The sequence below is a fragment of the Rhizobium sp. 22-785-1 genome, from assembly GCF_053521965.1.
In genome coordinates, this window is sequence record NZ_JBNWDI010000004.1 from 120,890 (window position 1) to 137,507 (window position 16,618).

Sequence of the window (16,618 nt, forward strand, 5' to 3'; positions counted from 1 at the left end):
CTCCACAGCGCAGTCGAGTCAGACTTCATGCGCTCCTCACCACGTCCATGAGACGCGAGAAGTCCGTTACCACATCATACTTCACCTGGTCTGCACTCACTGAGCTTCCGATCTTCTCAAAGAACCTTCGGGCACATTCGATCTTGGTACTTTCGAACTCGCGAAGCTTCAGAGATGACAAGGTGCCCTTCGTCTCCGCGACAAAGTAAATGTGGCGCACCGCCCCCTCCTTGAACGAGATGGCCCAGTCCGGATTGTAGTCTCCGACGGGTGTCGGGATCGCGAAGCCCTTCGGCAGCTTGGCGTAGACGATAATCTCGTTGCTGTTGTCCAACTGCTCGACGAACTTGCGCTCCGTGTCTGAATCCAGAAGCGCATAATCGTAGACATGCTTCTTCAGTTTTTCGCTGGCTCGCGAGAAATCCTGGACGGTCTGGCTGGCTGTGAAAATGTCGGCGTCGTAGCGTTCCGCGACTGCATCGTATGTCAGCCGCTCGATGACCATGGTAGCCTTTTGCTCGATGATCAGGCGGGAAGCTTCGCTGATAAAGTGTTCCGGGTTCTGCTTGAATTGGCCGAACACACTCGACTGGATCCCAGACAGGATCTCCGCGATGGTCTGGCGGGTGAGTTGGGTCCCTTCTGCTAGCTTTGCCAGCAAATCGTACTTGACGAGCGAGACAACCGTTTCGGCCTGGTACGTCTCCTGCTCATTTTCGCGGAAGCTCTTGCCATCCCCGACCGCGTCATAGGTCAACCCGTCTCGTTGCATGCCTGAGGTGACCGTATATTGCAGCGGTGCGACTCTAAGATGGCTGTCCAGCGCGCTGATGCTCTTGCGGATCAGTTCCGCCGGCTCGAACTCGACCTTGTAGACTGCCTTCTGGTTGATACGCCTCCAGAGCTCCTGAAATTCCTTCCGGTGGAAGTTGTCATTCAGCGGGTTGCGCTTCGAGCGGCGGTCGTCCTGCATCTTTGGCAACTGCCGTTCATTGAAGACGCCGTCAATCAGTTCCACAATCTGGTCGGTGTAGGACTTCAAATCTTCCGGTAGCTCAGCCAGCGTCCCGTTCTCACGGGCGCTTTGATACTTTTCAGTGATGTTCTTCTGCCGGTCAACATAGCCGTTTTGCACGAGATAGAACTCGATGCCCGCTGCCATGTCGGACGATACCTCGATCGGCGCGCCATCCGCCTGAATGAGCTTACCCTTGAAATACTCCTCGTTCGCCTGACGCGGTCGGGCAGTCAGCGCTTCGACCATTTCCTTCTGAAGCGCATCCACAAAATTCCTGTAGCTTTCGCTGGCGACCACCGTCAGCACGTTGATGTCGTGCACAGTGACCGGATTGTCCATGCGATCGCCGTTCTGGTCCACGCTCAAACGCAGACCACGACCGACCTCCTGGCGCCGCGAGATTTGGTTCTCGCTGTGCTTCAACATGCACATCACGAAGACGTTCGGATTGTCCCAGCCCTCACGCAACGCGGAGTGGGAGAAGATGAACCGGGTCGGCTCTACAAACGCAAGCAGCCTCTCCTTGTCCTTCAGAATGAGGTCATAGGCGTCTGGATCCTCAGATTGCCCCTTATTGTCCCCCGTCTTGGCGACATCGGGGTCCTTGAGGCGGTTTGTCTTCTTGTCGATCGAGAAATAGCCGTTGTGAGTCTTCGCAGGATCGATACCGGCCAGATATTTTCGGTAGGCCTCGTTGTCGATCGCAAGCTCGGACAGATATTCCTCCTTGAGAAGGGCATATTCCTCCTCAAAAACGCGAGCATATTCACCGCGCTCGTCAGGCTGGCTGTAGTCCCGGTACTTCGCGACCTCGTCGATGAAGAATAGGGAAAGCACCTTGATCCCGCGAGAATGGAGCTGCTTCTCCTTTTCCATATGCGCCTTAATCGTCTCACGAATCTGGATCCGGCGAATGTCTCGCTCGGAGACGTCGCCATTGGGCTCTCCCGCCTTGAGGACTACCCCGTTCGTGAATTCGACCGTTTCACTGACCGCGTCGATCTGGCTGACCGTGAAACCCCGATACTGATCGAGTTCGCCGGACAAGGTAAAGAGATCGTCCTTAAACTCCAAGCGGCGAAGCTGACGCTTGATTTCACCCGAGGCCAGCTTCAGCTCCAGCTCGATCCGGGCCACCGGAGCCTTCTTCGAGATCTCGATCCCTTCGAGATAAAGGTAGGCATTTGTACCCGCCAGACCGCGTGCCTGGATGCCGCGGACAGCGATCTTCTTCACCAGCTTCTGGTTATAGGCGTCGAGAGCGTCGAGGCGATGGATGCGGTTGTGCTGCGTCTTATGGGTGGCGGAATACCGCAGGATCATCAGCGGCTTGAACTTCGGCAGGGCTTCAGTAGTTGCGGCCCCCTCCATCTTCTGGGGCTCGTCGAGGATTAGGATCGGGCGGTTCGACGCGATGACATCGATCGGCTTTCGTGACTGGAAGTCGTCCAGCTCGTCATAGATACGGCGATTGTCTGCTCCACGCGCATTGAACGCCTGGATGTTGATGATCATCACATTGATTCCGGCATCGGACGAGAAGCTTTCCAACTCATGCAGGCGCTTCGAGTTGTAGGTGAAGAACCTCGCCTTCTTGCCATAGCTTTCTGTGAAGTGATCTGCCGTAATCTGCAGCGACTTCGCCACGCCCTCGCGAATGGCAATCGAAGGCACCATAATGATGAACTTCGACCAGCCGTAGCGCTTGTTCATCTCGAAGATGGTCTTGATATAGCAGTAGGTCTTGCCCGTGCCGGTTTCCATCTCGACGTCGAGATGCACGCGCGTTGCCGCGACGGCATCCCTTTTGTAAGCGGCGGCAACGGCGACGCGCTCGCCGCGTGGGTTGAACGTGGTAAAGTCGGTCAGCGACTGAGATAGCGGCAGGTTCTGGCGCCGCTGAACCTTGCGGATGTTTTCAAGGATTTGCGCCTCGCTGATTGAAAAGTCGGCGTTCTTGAACCCTTCCTCGAATGCGCTCGTTTGCGCCTTGCGACCTGGATCGATCCGGTAGCTCAAAGCGTCGGATTTGATTTGCCCCTCGAAGCAATCGACGACAGCCTCGACGGCGTTGGTCTGGTATGGCTGGACCTTGAATTTGAGCTTCATAGGACGTCGGCTTTCTTAACTTTCTTACTTAGCTCTCTTAGAGCTTTCTTAGAATGTTCACTGTTCGTCCGGCAAACGCCATTCAGGGATCGCTTTGGAGCCTGCATTATGAATACGCCCCTTTATTCTTAAGCTACTCAAAAGATTGCCAATTTTTCGCTTTTTCTGAACTTCATCGAGAGCTTCGCTGAGTTTGTCCCAGAGAAGATCGTCGATGTCCTTTCTTGAGGCGCGCTTAAACTTTCTTAGAAATTCGATGACCAGCCCTTCGTAGTGCTGGTCATCGAAGGCTCGCGTTCTTATGTACCGCGCCTTCTGAGAGGTCGCATCAGCGATGCCGGCCGATATGAAGAAATTGGGTTTCCGGCCTTCGATCAGGCGCGCCTGCCTCAGGTGGCGTACAGCTTCATCTGTAACAGGCAGATGCTTTTGAATTCGGTCCAGCGCCAGAACATCAACAAGCGGCAGTCCCGTCTGCTGCATAAGCAACTTGCTATAAGCCTCATCGACAACGCGACCGTGAATAGTCAGGCGGACAACATCAGGCTTGGTCAGGTCGTAGTCTGGCAGTGGAAAAAAGCGCTGACGTTGTCGTTTGTAAATGTCCTGAATTCCATAGCCCATATGGTCGATCATATTTAGTTCGGTCATCGCCTGACTGAGGAATGGGTTTCGATAACGCAGAGGCGTGTGCTCGTGCAACACGTAGTCGTTGGGCTCACCCTCAAAGAAACCACCCTCATTGACCAGAACCAACCGATCTGGCTGCTCAATCACAATGATCCGCGCCGCCCGAGTATAATCCTGATGGGCGATGCAGTTGTGCAGCGCCTCCAGAACCACTTTCTGATCGTATTTTGCAACCTCATGCGCCAACAGCTCATTCTCAGGCAGAAGCCGGAGCTGAATGTTCCTGATACGAGCAAAGATCTGTGACGATGTCAGCAGGAAGGGCGGCCCAAAGTGCTCGTAGGCACGCTCTTCTCCTTCGAGCTTCCAGGTAATCTCAACAGGATGCGGACTTAACCTCCAGGCGGACTCGGCTTTACCCAACAAGAGAAGTGCAGTTCGTGTTATCGCACCACTTTGCGTCAGTTTTGCTCTATTGAGAAACGTTGCATCACTCCAGCCTGCAATATCCTCTCCGCTGAAGCGGTTGGCATGTTTGGCGGCGAAACGCTCGCGCGCAACCTTCAGCGCATGTGGGTCAAGATCGTCGAGGCTGGCACCTTCGACAAGCTTGGCAGTCCAATCTTCAGCCAAGGTCTGCTGTCGAATACTGTCCAATTTGTCTAGCCCAAGCGGCACTAAGCTTTCGTTGGCGCGGGCATAATAATGACCTTTCCATGCGATCGGGATGCCTCTGGGTGCTGCGGGAATCTCAAATAGGACAACGCGGCCTGTGGGATGATGGAGTTCATAGATGTTTCGAAAGCTGATGCTGGGTTCAGCGCCTTGCGCAATCTGAAGCTTCAGGCTTTGCAAACGCTCGGAATCACGGCGATAGTCCGTCCCTACAACTGTGCGTGTCTTATTGTTTACGCCAAAAACAAGCCAACCTGCCCTTGCGTTCTGCAAGTTGGCTTCATTGCTAAGAGCTGAAAAGTATTCACCTATTTTGTCTGTGTCGTAATCTTTACCAGCCTGTTTGAATTCAAAAACTTCATTCTCCCAAGTCGCGATCAGCCGATCAAGCAAGTCTTTCAGCGCAGATTGGTCCATATCAGATGCTCTTCACATCGGTGGTCGGGGAGAGCTGGCGGAAAATCTGCTCGACATTGATCTTGACCGCATCGGACACGAAGCCATTGTCACGGAAGACGACGCGCAGCGGTTCGCGCTTTGCCAGTTCCTTCACCAGGTCTTCGGTCACGCCCTTGTCAAAGCAGGCGACTAGGGCGTTGTCGTCCACAAAGAACACGGTCTTGCCCTGCACCGTCTCGCGGCGGATTGGCAGAGTCAGGTCAACGCCCCAATCGACCAGCACCTGGAACAGCAGGTCCTCAGAGGTGCGGTCCTCCTTGACGTTGTCGACCATATCCAGCAGGTCGCCCTGCTTCAGCTCGTCGGGACGGTAGTAGACGTCCTTCATGTTGGACGTATCGACCTTCAGGACACGGAAACCGACGTCTTGGTTCCAATCCGGATGGCAATCGCCTTCAAGAATCTTATTACCGCCGCGTCGAATCCGCTCCCTACAAATATCGGCAATGGTGGAATAGCCAGCTTCTTTAGCTAGGCTATCCTCTGGTGCCTCCTCGGCAATTTGGACACTTATCCAACGACGATTCCCGCCAAAATTTGCGTTTGCGTGCATAACACCATGCGCCGTGGATCCGGATCCAGCGAAGAAATCCACAACAAGATCATCCGGCCCTGACAGATAGTTCACAAGGAGCGATATGTCTTTATAGTTCTTCGGATTCTCAAAAACCCTGACTCCATCGAAAAGGCCCTCAAATTCCAATGTAGCGGTCTGAGCGTAACTGTACCTTACGGAGGTCAATACCTGGTCATTGTTCTCGAACAAGTTGGTTCGCACCCGCGGAACTGTCGTTTCGTCGGGACCGAAAACAATTCGTCCCTTCTCAACTTCCTCGTCGAAGCGCTTCTTTGTAGGATAACGCCAACCACTCTTGGGCAGCTTGCAGGCCCGTCCGGTGATAGGGTGCAGCACCTCGTAGGTCGGCCCGCCACCTCCAGGCCAGTTGATGTTTCCGTCATCACGGTAGGGACCTTTCTGGTCAACCTTGGTGAAGCGTGCCAAAGGGGCTCGTGCATCATCTTCCTCGAAAGTACGGTAGTGGTCCCGTAGGCCAGCGGATATCGCGTCCCAGTTCTCACCATACTTTTCTCGTAGAGACAGAAAGACCTCCCTAACCTCGTCGACGCCTTCCTTAGGCGCGCGAAGTTTAACGTCATGATCCTTTAGCTCCTGGAGAGATTTTACGTATACAAGCATATATTCATGACCGACAGAAAAGTACTTCGCGTCGTTTTTTCGATTCCGATCCCAAACAAGAGTGGCAACGAAATTTGATTCCCCAAAAATCTCGTCCATGATCCTCTTCAGCGAGTGGCATTCGACATCGTCGATACTCACAGCAATGAAACCGTCGTCACGCAAAAGATTTCGCGCGAGCTTGAGACGTGGATATATCATTGACAGCCAGTCAGAGTGAAACCGCCCATTTGAATCGAGGTTCGCAACGAGCCTGTTTCCACTTTCATCGGACTGCATGGATCTTTCAAAAAATACATTGCTTGCGACCGAAAAATCGTCATCGTAAACGAAGTCATTCCCGGTATTATAAGGTGGGTCAATGTAGATGAACTTCACTGTACCCAGGAATGCACTTTGAAGTAACTTCAATGCATCAAGATTGTCGCCCTCCACAAACAAGTTGGTCGTCCCATAGAAATTGGTGCTTTCCTGCAAGAGTGGACGTAGGGTCTTGGCGATCGGAGCATTTGCGGTGATCAGAGATTCACGTTTGCCCGGCCAATCCAGCCGATAGCGTTCCTGCGGCCCCTCCACGATACTATCGTTCAATTCCTGACGAAGCTGATCGAAGTCCACGGCCAAAAGCAGTCTGCCGGTCACCGCGTCCCGCGCCTCGGTCACGCAACCGGGAAACAGGTCGCGGATCCGGGCGATGTTCTCCTGGGTCAGGTCGGGGCTGTGCATCTTCAGCTTGTCCATGCTCTTCCTCTTATTCCGTGCTCGGTGCGCTTGCCGCACCTGCACTCACCAGCCGCTCCAGCTCCTGCTTGGCGGTGCGCAGCTCTGCATTGATGGCGACACGTTTATTGAATTGTTTCTCGCGCGCCAAGCGCGTCTTGATCCGCTCGATCTCGCGCGTCTTCGCCTTCACTGCCTCAGCATGGGCGATCCTTGCTTCGAGCGACAGCGGTTCGTCCGAGGACACCGGACCAAAAGGCGCTTGCGGGTCTTCTGCGAACCCCGCCGCAGGCTTAGAGAGCAGCTTGGCCGCCTGTTCTTCGACCAGCGGGCTGAGCAGTAGTTCATAGAGCGCACCCATGTTCAGCGCCACCGGGAGCGGCACGCGCGGCGTCTCCTCTGGCTGCCATTCGCCTTCGAAGTAATCACCAAGGACCCATTTGGAGCTGTCCGCCTCGCTCGGCCGCTTGTAAGCCGCCACGAATTTGATCCTGCCGCTATGGGTCAGCTCGAACAACAAAGGAAAAGGGATGGCGCGATCAATCGCGCGCAGGGCGTCCAGATCGAGGCTGCTCTGCCGCTGACTGACCCGAAATACCTGGATCTCGCTGACGGATTTCGAGGCTGGCAGGTTGATCGTTTCCTGTGCCAGCTTGTGCGCCCAGATGATCTGGTCCACCTCGCGCACGAACAGATCTTTGAGCGTGGTGCTGGCACCCGCATGCTCGTAGATCTTGTTTTTGGGGATCACACGCCCGAAGGCGGTTGCCCGCGGCCAGTCGTAGAGCATCAGGCGACTGCCTCCTCGACCCGCAGAAAGGCGATGAGCTCGAAATCATCCAGCCCCTGAATGGTATGCGTCAGTGCGGTCGTGCGCCCGCCACTGAAAAGGCTATCGATGTCCTTCTCTTCCTTCGCCTCGATCATCGACCTGATGGCCTGGCTGAGCAGATCGGAATAGCGCCCCATCTGTCGCCCATCATCCGTCTTTTCATTGAACAGCCGGCAGACTTCCGGGGCCGGTTCCAACCGCCCCTTGCAGCTCGTGCGGATCAGATCGAGCAACCGTTTCACCTCCGTATGATCCGCAACGATCTCACCGTCGTCATCAATATATACGAGGTAGAAGGGATGCAGGCGGTTTTGCTGGTTGATGTTGACGCTGTCGTGAATGTTCTTCAGTGCGAAGATCATGCCGGGACGCAGCCCCAGTTCCGGGGCGGCCGAGACAACGGCATGCATGCCATAAGGCATGCTTTCCAGATCGCCATGATCCTTGACGTAGTTCAAGAGGTCCATCCTGAAGTCGTTCAGCCCCAGGTCTGTAATCGAGATGCCGGCCTTCACGTCCTCCAGCTCGATAACCTCATCCTGCAACCGCTTCAGTTGCTCCTTGCGATAGGCGATATCGCTCGACTTTGCGGTCAGAACGTTATCGTCGCCCGTCGCGGTCACGTCGGCGATCACCATCCGGTTCTCGACGCGTTCCTTCAGATTGATGTATTCGTCGAGCGTGATGTCCGGCCAATAGTTGACGAGCTGGATCTGGTCATTGGGCGAACCGATACGATCGATACGGCCAAACCGCTGGATAATACGGACCGGGTTCCAATGGATGTCGTAGTTCACCAGGAAGTCGCAGTCCTGCAGGTTCTGGCCCTCGGATATGCAGTCTGTGCCGATGAGGATGTCCAGCTCCGCCGTCTCGTCCGGCAGGACGACAGACTTTTCTTTCGAGCGTGGCGAGAAGAGGGTCAGGACGCTCTGGAAGTCATAGGATTTCTTGAGGGTCGTTTTCGGCGAGCCGGAGCCTGTCACCTCCCCGACTTGAAGCCCTAGACCCTGCGCGACGGGAGCCAGGTTCTTGAAGAGATAATCGGCCGTATCGGCGAAAGCAGTGAACACGATGACCTTGCTGTTACCCGTATTCAAAGGCTCCGCAACTTTCTGCTTCAGCAGCCCAATCAGGTGCTGCAGTTTGGCATCGTCCGCAGGCGTCACCTTGTCCATCGAAGCAATCAGCGCATCGATCAAGGTTCGATCGGCCGAGAGGTCATGTTTCCAAGAAGGGAGGTCCATGTCGGCAAGACTGATCTGAACCTTCTTGCCAACGGTGAACTCATCGAGCCCTAAGAGGTCCTCATCCTCCGGATCGAAATCACTCATATCCTCGAAATGATCGGTGATACTGCAGCTACGCCCAGTCCGCTCATATTCCGCGATGGCGTCGAGTGCCCGCGTGATATTGTCGCCCAGAGCTCGAAGCGTGAGGCGGAAGGCTTCAACCGAGCTTTCCAAGCGCTTCAGCAAGTTGGTGGTCATCAGGGCCTGAAGGCTTTTTTCACGATCGGCCTGCCGCAGCTTGCCTCGCCCGCCCTCAACCTGCGTGTCGTAGATTGCCTCGTACTTTGCCAAGCGGCTGGACAGAATGTAACTGATCGGCGCATAGACCGCGAGCTTCAACAGAGACAGTTGCCCAAAGATCTCGTTCAGGCCCATCACATCGGGACGCTCTGTAATCGGCCGATGGAATGAGAGAGGTTTACGTCGCTCGGGGAATTTGCCGATGTCCTTGGTATCGTAAAAAGTCTCGATGTGCTTGCGCGACCTCGCGATCGTCACAGCGTCCAGCAGCTCGAAAAAATCGAAATCGAGGGTGCGCAGGATTGACGCCGCTGTCCGCTCATTGGGCGGCAGGGCGGACCATTCATTGAACGCCTTCTGTGCACGGCGAAAAATCTCCTCGATGCTGGTCTGAGACTTCAAGCTTCTGCTAAGCGCATCTGACTGCCCCTCATAGGCAAGGGCGAGCTGATTGCGTAGATCGTTGAATCGGTTGTTGACCGGCGTTGCGGACAGCATCAGCACCTTGGTCTTGACCCCGGCGCGGATGACCTTGTTCATCAGCTTCTGGTACCGCGTCTCCCGGTCCTTGTAGACGTCATTGTTCCGGAAGTTATGGGACTCGTCGATCACAACCAGATCATAGTTGCCCCAGTTCACCCGGTTCAACGGTATGCCGAATGACTCGCCCGACGTGCGTGACAGATCGGTGTGGCAGAGGACATCATAGCTGAAGCGGTCTTTGGCGAAGATGTTCGTGGTAAGATTGGTGTTGTAGTTTCGCCAGTTATCCGCCAGCTTTTTCGGGCAGAGCACCAGCACGGATTTGTTTCGGAGCTCATAATATTTGACGACAGACAGTGCGGTGAAGGTTTTGCCCAGTCCGACAGAGTCCGCCAAGATGCAGCCGTTATAGGTTTCGAGCTTGTTGATGATCCCCGTTGCCGCGTCTCGCTGATAGTTGAACAGCTTGTTCCAGACGATGCTGTCTCTATAGCCGGTGAGATCATTCGGTAGAACGTCTTCATCGATATCCTCTAGGAACTCTCGGAAGATGTTGTACAGCATAAAGAAGTAGACGCGCTCGGGGGCGTTCTCCTGGTAGACAGACTCGATGTGGTCGCATACAGCGTCGGTCACATCCCGGAGCTTGTCCGCATCGTTCCAGATCTGGTTAAAGAGCTGGAGGTAAACGCTGGCGTGGACCGACTCATCCATACGGGTCACAAAGTTCGAAACAGCGTTTCCTTTCTGGTATCCGAGATCGACGGCTGTGAAGCCACTAATCGGCATGTAGGCGACTGCGGCGCTACTGGTCTCGACATGAGCGAAAGGCTGCATGGCAGCCGGGGTCGCATTGGATTTGAACCGAGCTTTCTTTCGGATCCACGCTGCGCATTCCCGCGCTACAGCGCGTTGAGTCAGCTTGTTCCGGAGCTTGATCTCGAATTCGCTCCCGTAAAGACTGCTTTCGCGCCCAGCTTTTGGAATAAAGAACTCGCGTTTCTCTTTCCGCAGTTTATCGGTTGCTTCCGTGGGCACGAACGTCGGAGCCGTGAAAATGAACTGGAAGCTCTCGATCTTGGAAAGCTCGGATTTAAGGGCCTCGTAGGCGTAAATCGAGAAGCATGAGGCTGCAATTTTAACACGAGATCCTCGGGCAACGGCTTCCTTCAGATCGTCACCTAAAAGCTGCGAAATGTTGTCTATGATTTTCATCAGCCAAGCTAGCCTTGCGAGAAACGAACCACCCGTGGAACGAGCAAGAACAATCGATACAGATATGCCTTGAGTAGAGTGACCAGACAAGCTCAATGAGCAAGATTGCGGATTGACTTGAGGTCACACCGATAGGGAAATTATTTCCGCGCAGCAGAAATCACTGCCGATCCCCTTGCATCCGAAAATTGCCTAGCAAGGTCAGCGCCTTCGAACATAATTTGTTGCCGCTTTCCAGCCTTGTTGACGTTGACCCAAACCTGCACAAAATGGCTTTCAAGGTCACTCGCGGCGTGAAGATATAGGGAAATGAAGGGCATTTTTCGAAGACGATCTTGCGGCGAAGAGCAGCATGATCTTCGGCCACCTTGCGAGAATGAGCATTTCATCAGAAGCTAGGTTGGGACTACAACAAATTAATTGGGGGGGCTTATGGAGGCAGTTGAAGAAGGGTTTCCTGACTGGACAGAGCTGGGACAAGATAGCGGTCTCGATCCACTTGGGATGCAAAGGCCTATTGAGGCGATCTACCAATCGCTTATTCCAGGAATAAGCACGATCACGCTCCGCTACCGCTACTACTCTTTTTTCCCGTTCATCTTAAAGCACTACGAAGACACGATCCGGGATCCGGATCCTGCGGTCTTCCGCGCCTTCTACCGTCGCTGCGAAGCCCTATACGCCCTGATATGTACGCACGGGCAACGTGAGCTCGGCATCACTGGCTCCGACTGGGCCGCAGACATTCTTGTAAGCCAGGCGGCAGGAGGCGTTATCGACTTTGCTCAAGGTGCCGATGCCGACGCGGACGAAAAACTTCGCTATCTCAAAAACAAAGCCGGAGCTTTTGGCGCTATCTACTCAACGCAGATGCGGGAGATGGGCCTACTCATCTTCGCGGCGAAGAACGATCCAAATCCGAATCCCGTCTGCGCAAGGCTTGCGCTGCCTCTCGCAGAAGCGTTTGCCGAAGAAGTTGGTGACCTAGCGCCGAGGTTTTTCGAGCTTGTTAATCGGGCTCAGGTTAGCGTCGCCGAGCTTGCCCATTTCGAAGTGATGAAGCCCTCTAAGCTGCGGCTGGGAAGCAAGGAGCATACACTCCTCAGAGATATCCTTCTCGGAAAGGCGGGCGGTCAGGCGGAACAAGATCTCGTGCGCCAGGCCACTCTTACGATGCTTTTGCAAAGTGCTGACCAAAAGGGTGCGATCCCACAGGTGGAAGCCATCAAGTGGCAATGGTTCGATGGCGCGGCAGAGGCTCCACAAAGCGAGCTTCGTGTCCCCGAGCTTTGGGCGTTATTCCAAGCATGCGACCTCATCAGACTTGCCTATGAGACGATTCTGTCGGCGGCTCTTGTTGCTCTATCCGATGCGCCGCGAAATCGGATGCCGCTAACCGCTCTTGTCGAAGAGCTCGTAGAGCAGGCGAATGTTCCGGAGAACGCGACCTGGAAGGATTTTGTTTCCCAGCAAGGCACTGACGGGGATACCGCGCGCGCTCACGCCCAGCAGATGCTGGATGGGATTGGTGAGGAGCGGGTGCAACGCGCAGTAAAGCTGGTTTCGTGCCTTTGGCGCAATACTCCTGTCGGTGAAGACCTGATCCAGAAAGCGCTGAGCGGAGAAGACTATTTCTACTCGCTGCGTACCGAGCAGCGTTTCTTGAATGGCATTTCAGCGCTCCCCGCGAAGGCTGTCGTCTCGCATCTTATTTCGGATCGTGTGCTCAAGCGTCACCTCTGGGTTGCGTCACGAAAATTCCGAAAGCAGAAAGCCTACACTTATCATCTCGAGCCAGAAGATGGACTGATCCGCTATCGAAGCCAATTCCATGTGGCTCCAAGTAGCCCTCGTATCGAGCAAGCACTACGATTTCTCAAAGACATTAGTCTGATCGATGACAACGGTTTGACCTCCTACGGCCGTGCAGAAATGGCGGCCGCATGAAGTACTATGATGTCTTTGGCGTCGGTGGCTTTCACTCCGCTTTCATGACGACATATGCCTTCGGAACTCTGGCGTTTGAGGACATTCCTTTTCCGCGTCTTCGCGGATCAGGATGCCGCAACATAGTGGTCTTTGCGGATCGAACGATGGTGAATAACGCCTTCGCAGAATTTGGTCCACCGACCTTTGCTGGTACCAGCTATCATCTTATCAAGGCGAAAGCTCCGCGTGCCTTCCACCCAAAGATCACGATGCTGATCGGCGAGAAAAAGGGACGCCTGCTGATCGGCTCCGCCAATCTTACGGCTTTGGGGCTTGGCGGCAATAAAGAGCAAGTGGCAAGTATTTCCTATTCGGAGGAGACGCCAGAAACTGCGGCGCTCTTTGCCAGTGTTATCGGATATTTAAGGCGCTATGTGCCTGAAGATGATCAGTGGTTTAGAGTTAGCCTGGAGCGCGCCATAGCGGGCGCAAACTGGCTGCAAGGATACGGAAGTGAACCTGCTTTCAACGCATCTCAAGCAGGAGAGCTAAACGTTCTATTCGATCGGCCAGACCTTAGCGTTCTGGAGCAGATCAGACTCTCGGTTGGTGGGGACCCCATCAGCGAACTAGTTGTCGTATCGCCTTATTGGGATACTCAACTTGAGGGCCTGGCCCGCCTCCAAGGAGCGTTAGGAAGCCCAATAACACATCTGCTGATAGACCGAGGAAATGGGTTCCCGACCGCCGCGCTTTCCAAACTTCCAGGGGTTTCCCTCTTTGATATTAGCGAAAACGCGGCGAACCGCTTCTTGCACGCCAAGCTGATCATCGCGCGTGGTAAAGCCTTCGATCACGTCATTTCAGGTAGTGTAAATTGCACCTATCCGGCCTTGATGGGGCCGGCTGCCGGAGGCAATGCCGAGGCAGCAATTTATAAACGCAACACTGCTGGTACAGCGCTTGGTCTGCTGGGCCTCAGTGATTATCGGCAAAAGGCGCTAAAGATGGAGGAGGTTGCGAAGCTAGAGCTGCCACTAGCAGAACAGGACGCTGTCGAAGTGGCGGCTGATGGTGGCACGCTGACGCTCCAATCTGGCGTACTTAAATGGAAAGCGCCTCAGAAACTGCATGGCGGTGTGGAGCGGATAGAACTCTTCGATAAGGATGGGAACTATCTTCCAAGTTTGGACCCCGAAGATCAAAGCATCGCTGTTGCTGCCGTACTCTCTGAGCAAAAGCCGCGCTATGGAAAGACCGTCTTTTCAGGTGGCTCTGTTTCCGCACCCATTGCTGTAGTTGATCTGGATACGCTTGCCCAATCAACGCTTCCGCCAAAGCGAGGCAAGAAAAAGCGTCTCTTCGACAAGCTTCTTGAGGCAGACTTCGAGGGGCTGGACATTTACGAGTGTCTTAGCGACCTCGAGGAAATCGAGGATGCCGAGCTCGCGGGACAGCAGACTGATCGTGCGCGGGCGACGCATGAAAAGGCCGACAGCGAGGCGAAAACATATCAGCCGTTGACCTACGATGAGTTCATAAAGGCGCGAACCCGGTCCGAACTTATGGGTAGCCGCTACGGACTTTATCTTCACAGTTCTCGGGACAGAGCTGTGAACATGCTCAGCATTTGCCTGAACCGAATGATAGATCTCGTCGGCGTGGATCTTGCCGCCCTTGAGGACCAGGCTATTGAGAATGAAAACAACATCGACTTGCGTTCGAGAGAGCCCATCTCAACCGAAGAACCGGGCAATATGGAAGAGGTTCTGCCTAAAAGTCCTGAAAGCAAGGCTGAGGCCGCAGCAAACCTCGCAACTGCTAAGAAGTTTCAAGATGCGGTGAATGCTTTCAGCAGGCGTTGTAAGGCTCAGGCAGGGCAAAGCATCACAACATCTGAGATGGTTAGGGTGAGGGCGCTGTTGCAGATCATTCTGGCTCACGCGCAGCCTATCTCAGGAAAAGCTACCTCCTCCCAAATTCTGCCTATTTATAAGGCCGACGGGCATGATTGGCCGAGACTTATAGGACGTCTACTACTACTGCATTTCGGTTCCGCGACCAGGGCGCTGCAACACTTAACTGTCCAGCCGGATGAAGCGGAGCAACACCGCGTCATCGAGTATCTCGCTCTAGCAAACTGGGCTGGCCAAGCAGCGCTGCAAGCCGTGAAATTTGAGAAAAAGGCCGTCACTCTCGTGCAGCCTCTCTTGCGTGTCACGGCCGACCTCGCGGTGCAGACGACGGCGATTTTCGCGGTCCTGTCGCAAGATCAGCTTTACTACGATCAGATTCAGGCCAAGCTCACAGAGCGGTTTGCAGCTCGATTGGCCTTGGGGAACTCACGATGAGCGATATAGACAGTGACGAAGATTTTAAGGGCGATCCATTTTTTGAGGTCATTCACGACGGTGAATGGAACGCGACCATAGGCCGTCAGGGCGATGAGGAAAACTATCTCGATGGTTACATCGAGGCTGCCATAGAGCTTGCCGATGCCATCGTTGAAAAACGACTATACGAAAAGCGTGATACTCTCATCCTACCGATCCTCTACAACGCTCGTCACGCGACGGAGTTGAACATCAAGTTCGCTCATGCAAAGCTCATTTCTCTCGGTGCTATCCAAGACAATGGTCACGGGCTCGATCATAACATTTCAGCCTATTGGCGGCACCTTTATGACTCCAAGATCGGCGATGTTAAACTCCGCAGCGTCCTAGAGGCGCTTCAGTCTTTCGTACGCAGTTTGGAGCTGGTCGATAATGATGGACAAGAGCTTCGATATCACGTCACTCGCGACAACAAACGCAGCCTTGAAAAATTTGCCATCGTGAATGTGGGGCTCATGCGGCGTAACCTGCGCATACTGCAGGAGTTATTATCCGACCTCAAATACCGTACGCTCAGCTTTGCGGATGAGCATTCTACCGGCACTTTCACTCAGGATTGTTCACGGCGTGATCTGTTAGAAATCGCAGGAATGCTGCTTCCCCGGGATCAGTGGAGCGATCCTAAGTTTGACGATGTCAGGAACTCAATAAAGGAGCGTTTTTCGCTAAGCGGCGGAAAGCTCAGCACAGCGTGCAAAAAGATCGAAGGAACGCGAGAGCTTGCTGCCTTGATCGGCATAGAGAGTTCACTGCTGTATCTTTCCGATGATGATGTGGTTTGGGTGATCGAGCAATGGCGCAGGCTGCATCCAGTCCGAGAGCCAGCCGCCGAGGAAACCGGCATAGACTACTTCGATTTTGCTCGCTTGAAGGGTGCGCAGGAGCGGGGGCGGCTCTACCGCGAAGTCATTGACAACCTCAGCGACCACCTAGACGCAGGAAAGCTGGCAGACCTTGAGGTCATGTTCTACTTAGAGCGCGATCGATGTTTTTCAGAGTACTACGAGGAATTGGTATCAAGAAAACTGAAGGAGCACGCTGCGGCTGGCCGTCCTAAAGAGGAAATGCGTCACTTGCTTGAAAAAACGAGCCTTCTTCAACACGTTAGAGGCTCTGCGAAGCGATTGGGCAGGATCAAACTCGCAGATCGGCTAGCTGATATGTGACTTAGACATCGCGGGCTCGGCACTTGTCTACTCGGAAAGAGTCCTAGTTAGATCTAATTTCTACAGGAAGTTACGATGCTGATTGGTTAACGTTGTAGAATTCTGGCACGGAGGCTCGGATTTTATGGCCTATGCCAGACTGCTTGAAGCCGCCGAAGAGCGCGCGGGGGGGCATGCGAAGCCCTTAAAAGGATTCGTAGCCATGGCATCTCGCATTCAGGTTTATACGCTGAATGAGTAACATCCCTATGCATGTCAT

General features: G+C 54.1%; 8 protein-coding genes. 3 read left to right on the forward strand and 5 right to left on the reverse strand.

The features are described 5' to 3' along the window. Positions 1 to 25: 25 nt before the first annotated feature. From ACQZ5M_RS10390 to ACQZ5M_RS10410, 5 genes are read right to left on the reverse strand one after another with little or no spacing between them, the layout of a single operon-like run. Positions 26 to 3,127, reverse strand: a complete 3,102-nt coding sequence (locus tag ACQZ5M_RS10390; protein ID WP_449079673.1) for a type III restriction-modification system endonuclease — start codon at positions 3,125 to 3,127, stop codon at positions 26 to 28. A gap of 57 nt (positions 3,128 to 3,184) precedes the next feature. Further along, positions 3,185 to 4,849: an RNA-binding domain-containing protein gene (locus ACQZ5M_RS10395; protein WP_449079674.1), complete on the reverse strand. Its 1,665-nt coding sequence runs from the start codon at positions 4,847 to 4,849 to the stop codon at positions 3,185 to 3,187. A gap of 1 nt (position 4,850) precedes the next feature. Continuing rightward, entirely contained in the window at positions 4,851 to 6,830 is a 1,980-nt protein-coding gene (locus ACQZ5M_RS10400) for a site-specific DNA-methyltransferase (protein WP_449079675.1), read from the reverse strand. A 10-nt stretch (positions 6,831 to 6,840) separates the two neighbouring features. Beyond that, positions 6,841 to 7,599 (reverse strand): DUF4391 domain-containing protein, encoded by a 759-nt coding sequence (locus ACQZ5M_RS10405; RefSeq protein ID WP_449079676.1) that lies wholly within the window; start codon positions 7,597 to 7,599, stop codon positions 6,841 to 6,843. After that, positions 7,599 to 10,871, reverse strand: coding sequence for a helicase-related protein (locus tag ACQZ5M_RS10410; RefSeq protein WP_449079677.1), 3,273 nt, complete (start codon positions 10,869 to 10,871; stop codon positions 7,599 to 7,601). The genes ACQZ5M_RS10405 and ACQZ5M_RS10410 overlap by 1 nt, the downstream gene beginning before the upstream one ends. A 432-nt stretch (positions 10,872 to 11,303) precedes the next feature. On the opposite strand from ACQZ5M_RS10410, the gene ACQZ5M_RS10415 reads away from it, so the two are divergent. Genes ACQZ5M_RS10415 through ACQZ5M_RS10425 form a run of 3 tightly spaced genes read left to right on the forward strand, consistent with a single transcriptional unit; the run spans position 11,304 to position 16,359 of the window. After that, positions 11,304 to 12,818, forward strand: a complete 1,515-nt coding sequence (locus tag ACQZ5M_RS10415; protein WP_449079678.1) for a hypothetical protein — start codon at positions 11,304 to 11,306, stop codon at positions 12,816 to 12,818. Then, a complete protein-coding gene (locus ACQZ5M_RS10420; RefSeq protein ID WP_449079679.1) occupies positions 12,815 to 15,151 on the forward strand; it encodes a hypothetical protein in 2,337 nt (778 codons plus the stop codon). The genes ACQZ5M_RS10415 and ACQZ5M_RS10420 overlap by 4 nt, the downstream gene beginning before the upstream one ends. After that, positions 15,148 to 16,359 carry a hypothetical protein gene (locus ACQZ5M_RS10425; protein WP_142858530.1) on the forward strand — a complete coding sequence of 404 codons (1,212 nt, stop codon included), beginning with the start codon at positions 15,148 to 15,150 and terminating at the stop codon, positions 16,357 to 16,359. Before ACQZ5M_RS10420 ends, ACQZ5M_RS10425 begins: the two co-directional genes overlap by 4 nt. The last annotated feature ends 259 nt before the right edge of the window (positions 16,360 to 16,618 follow it).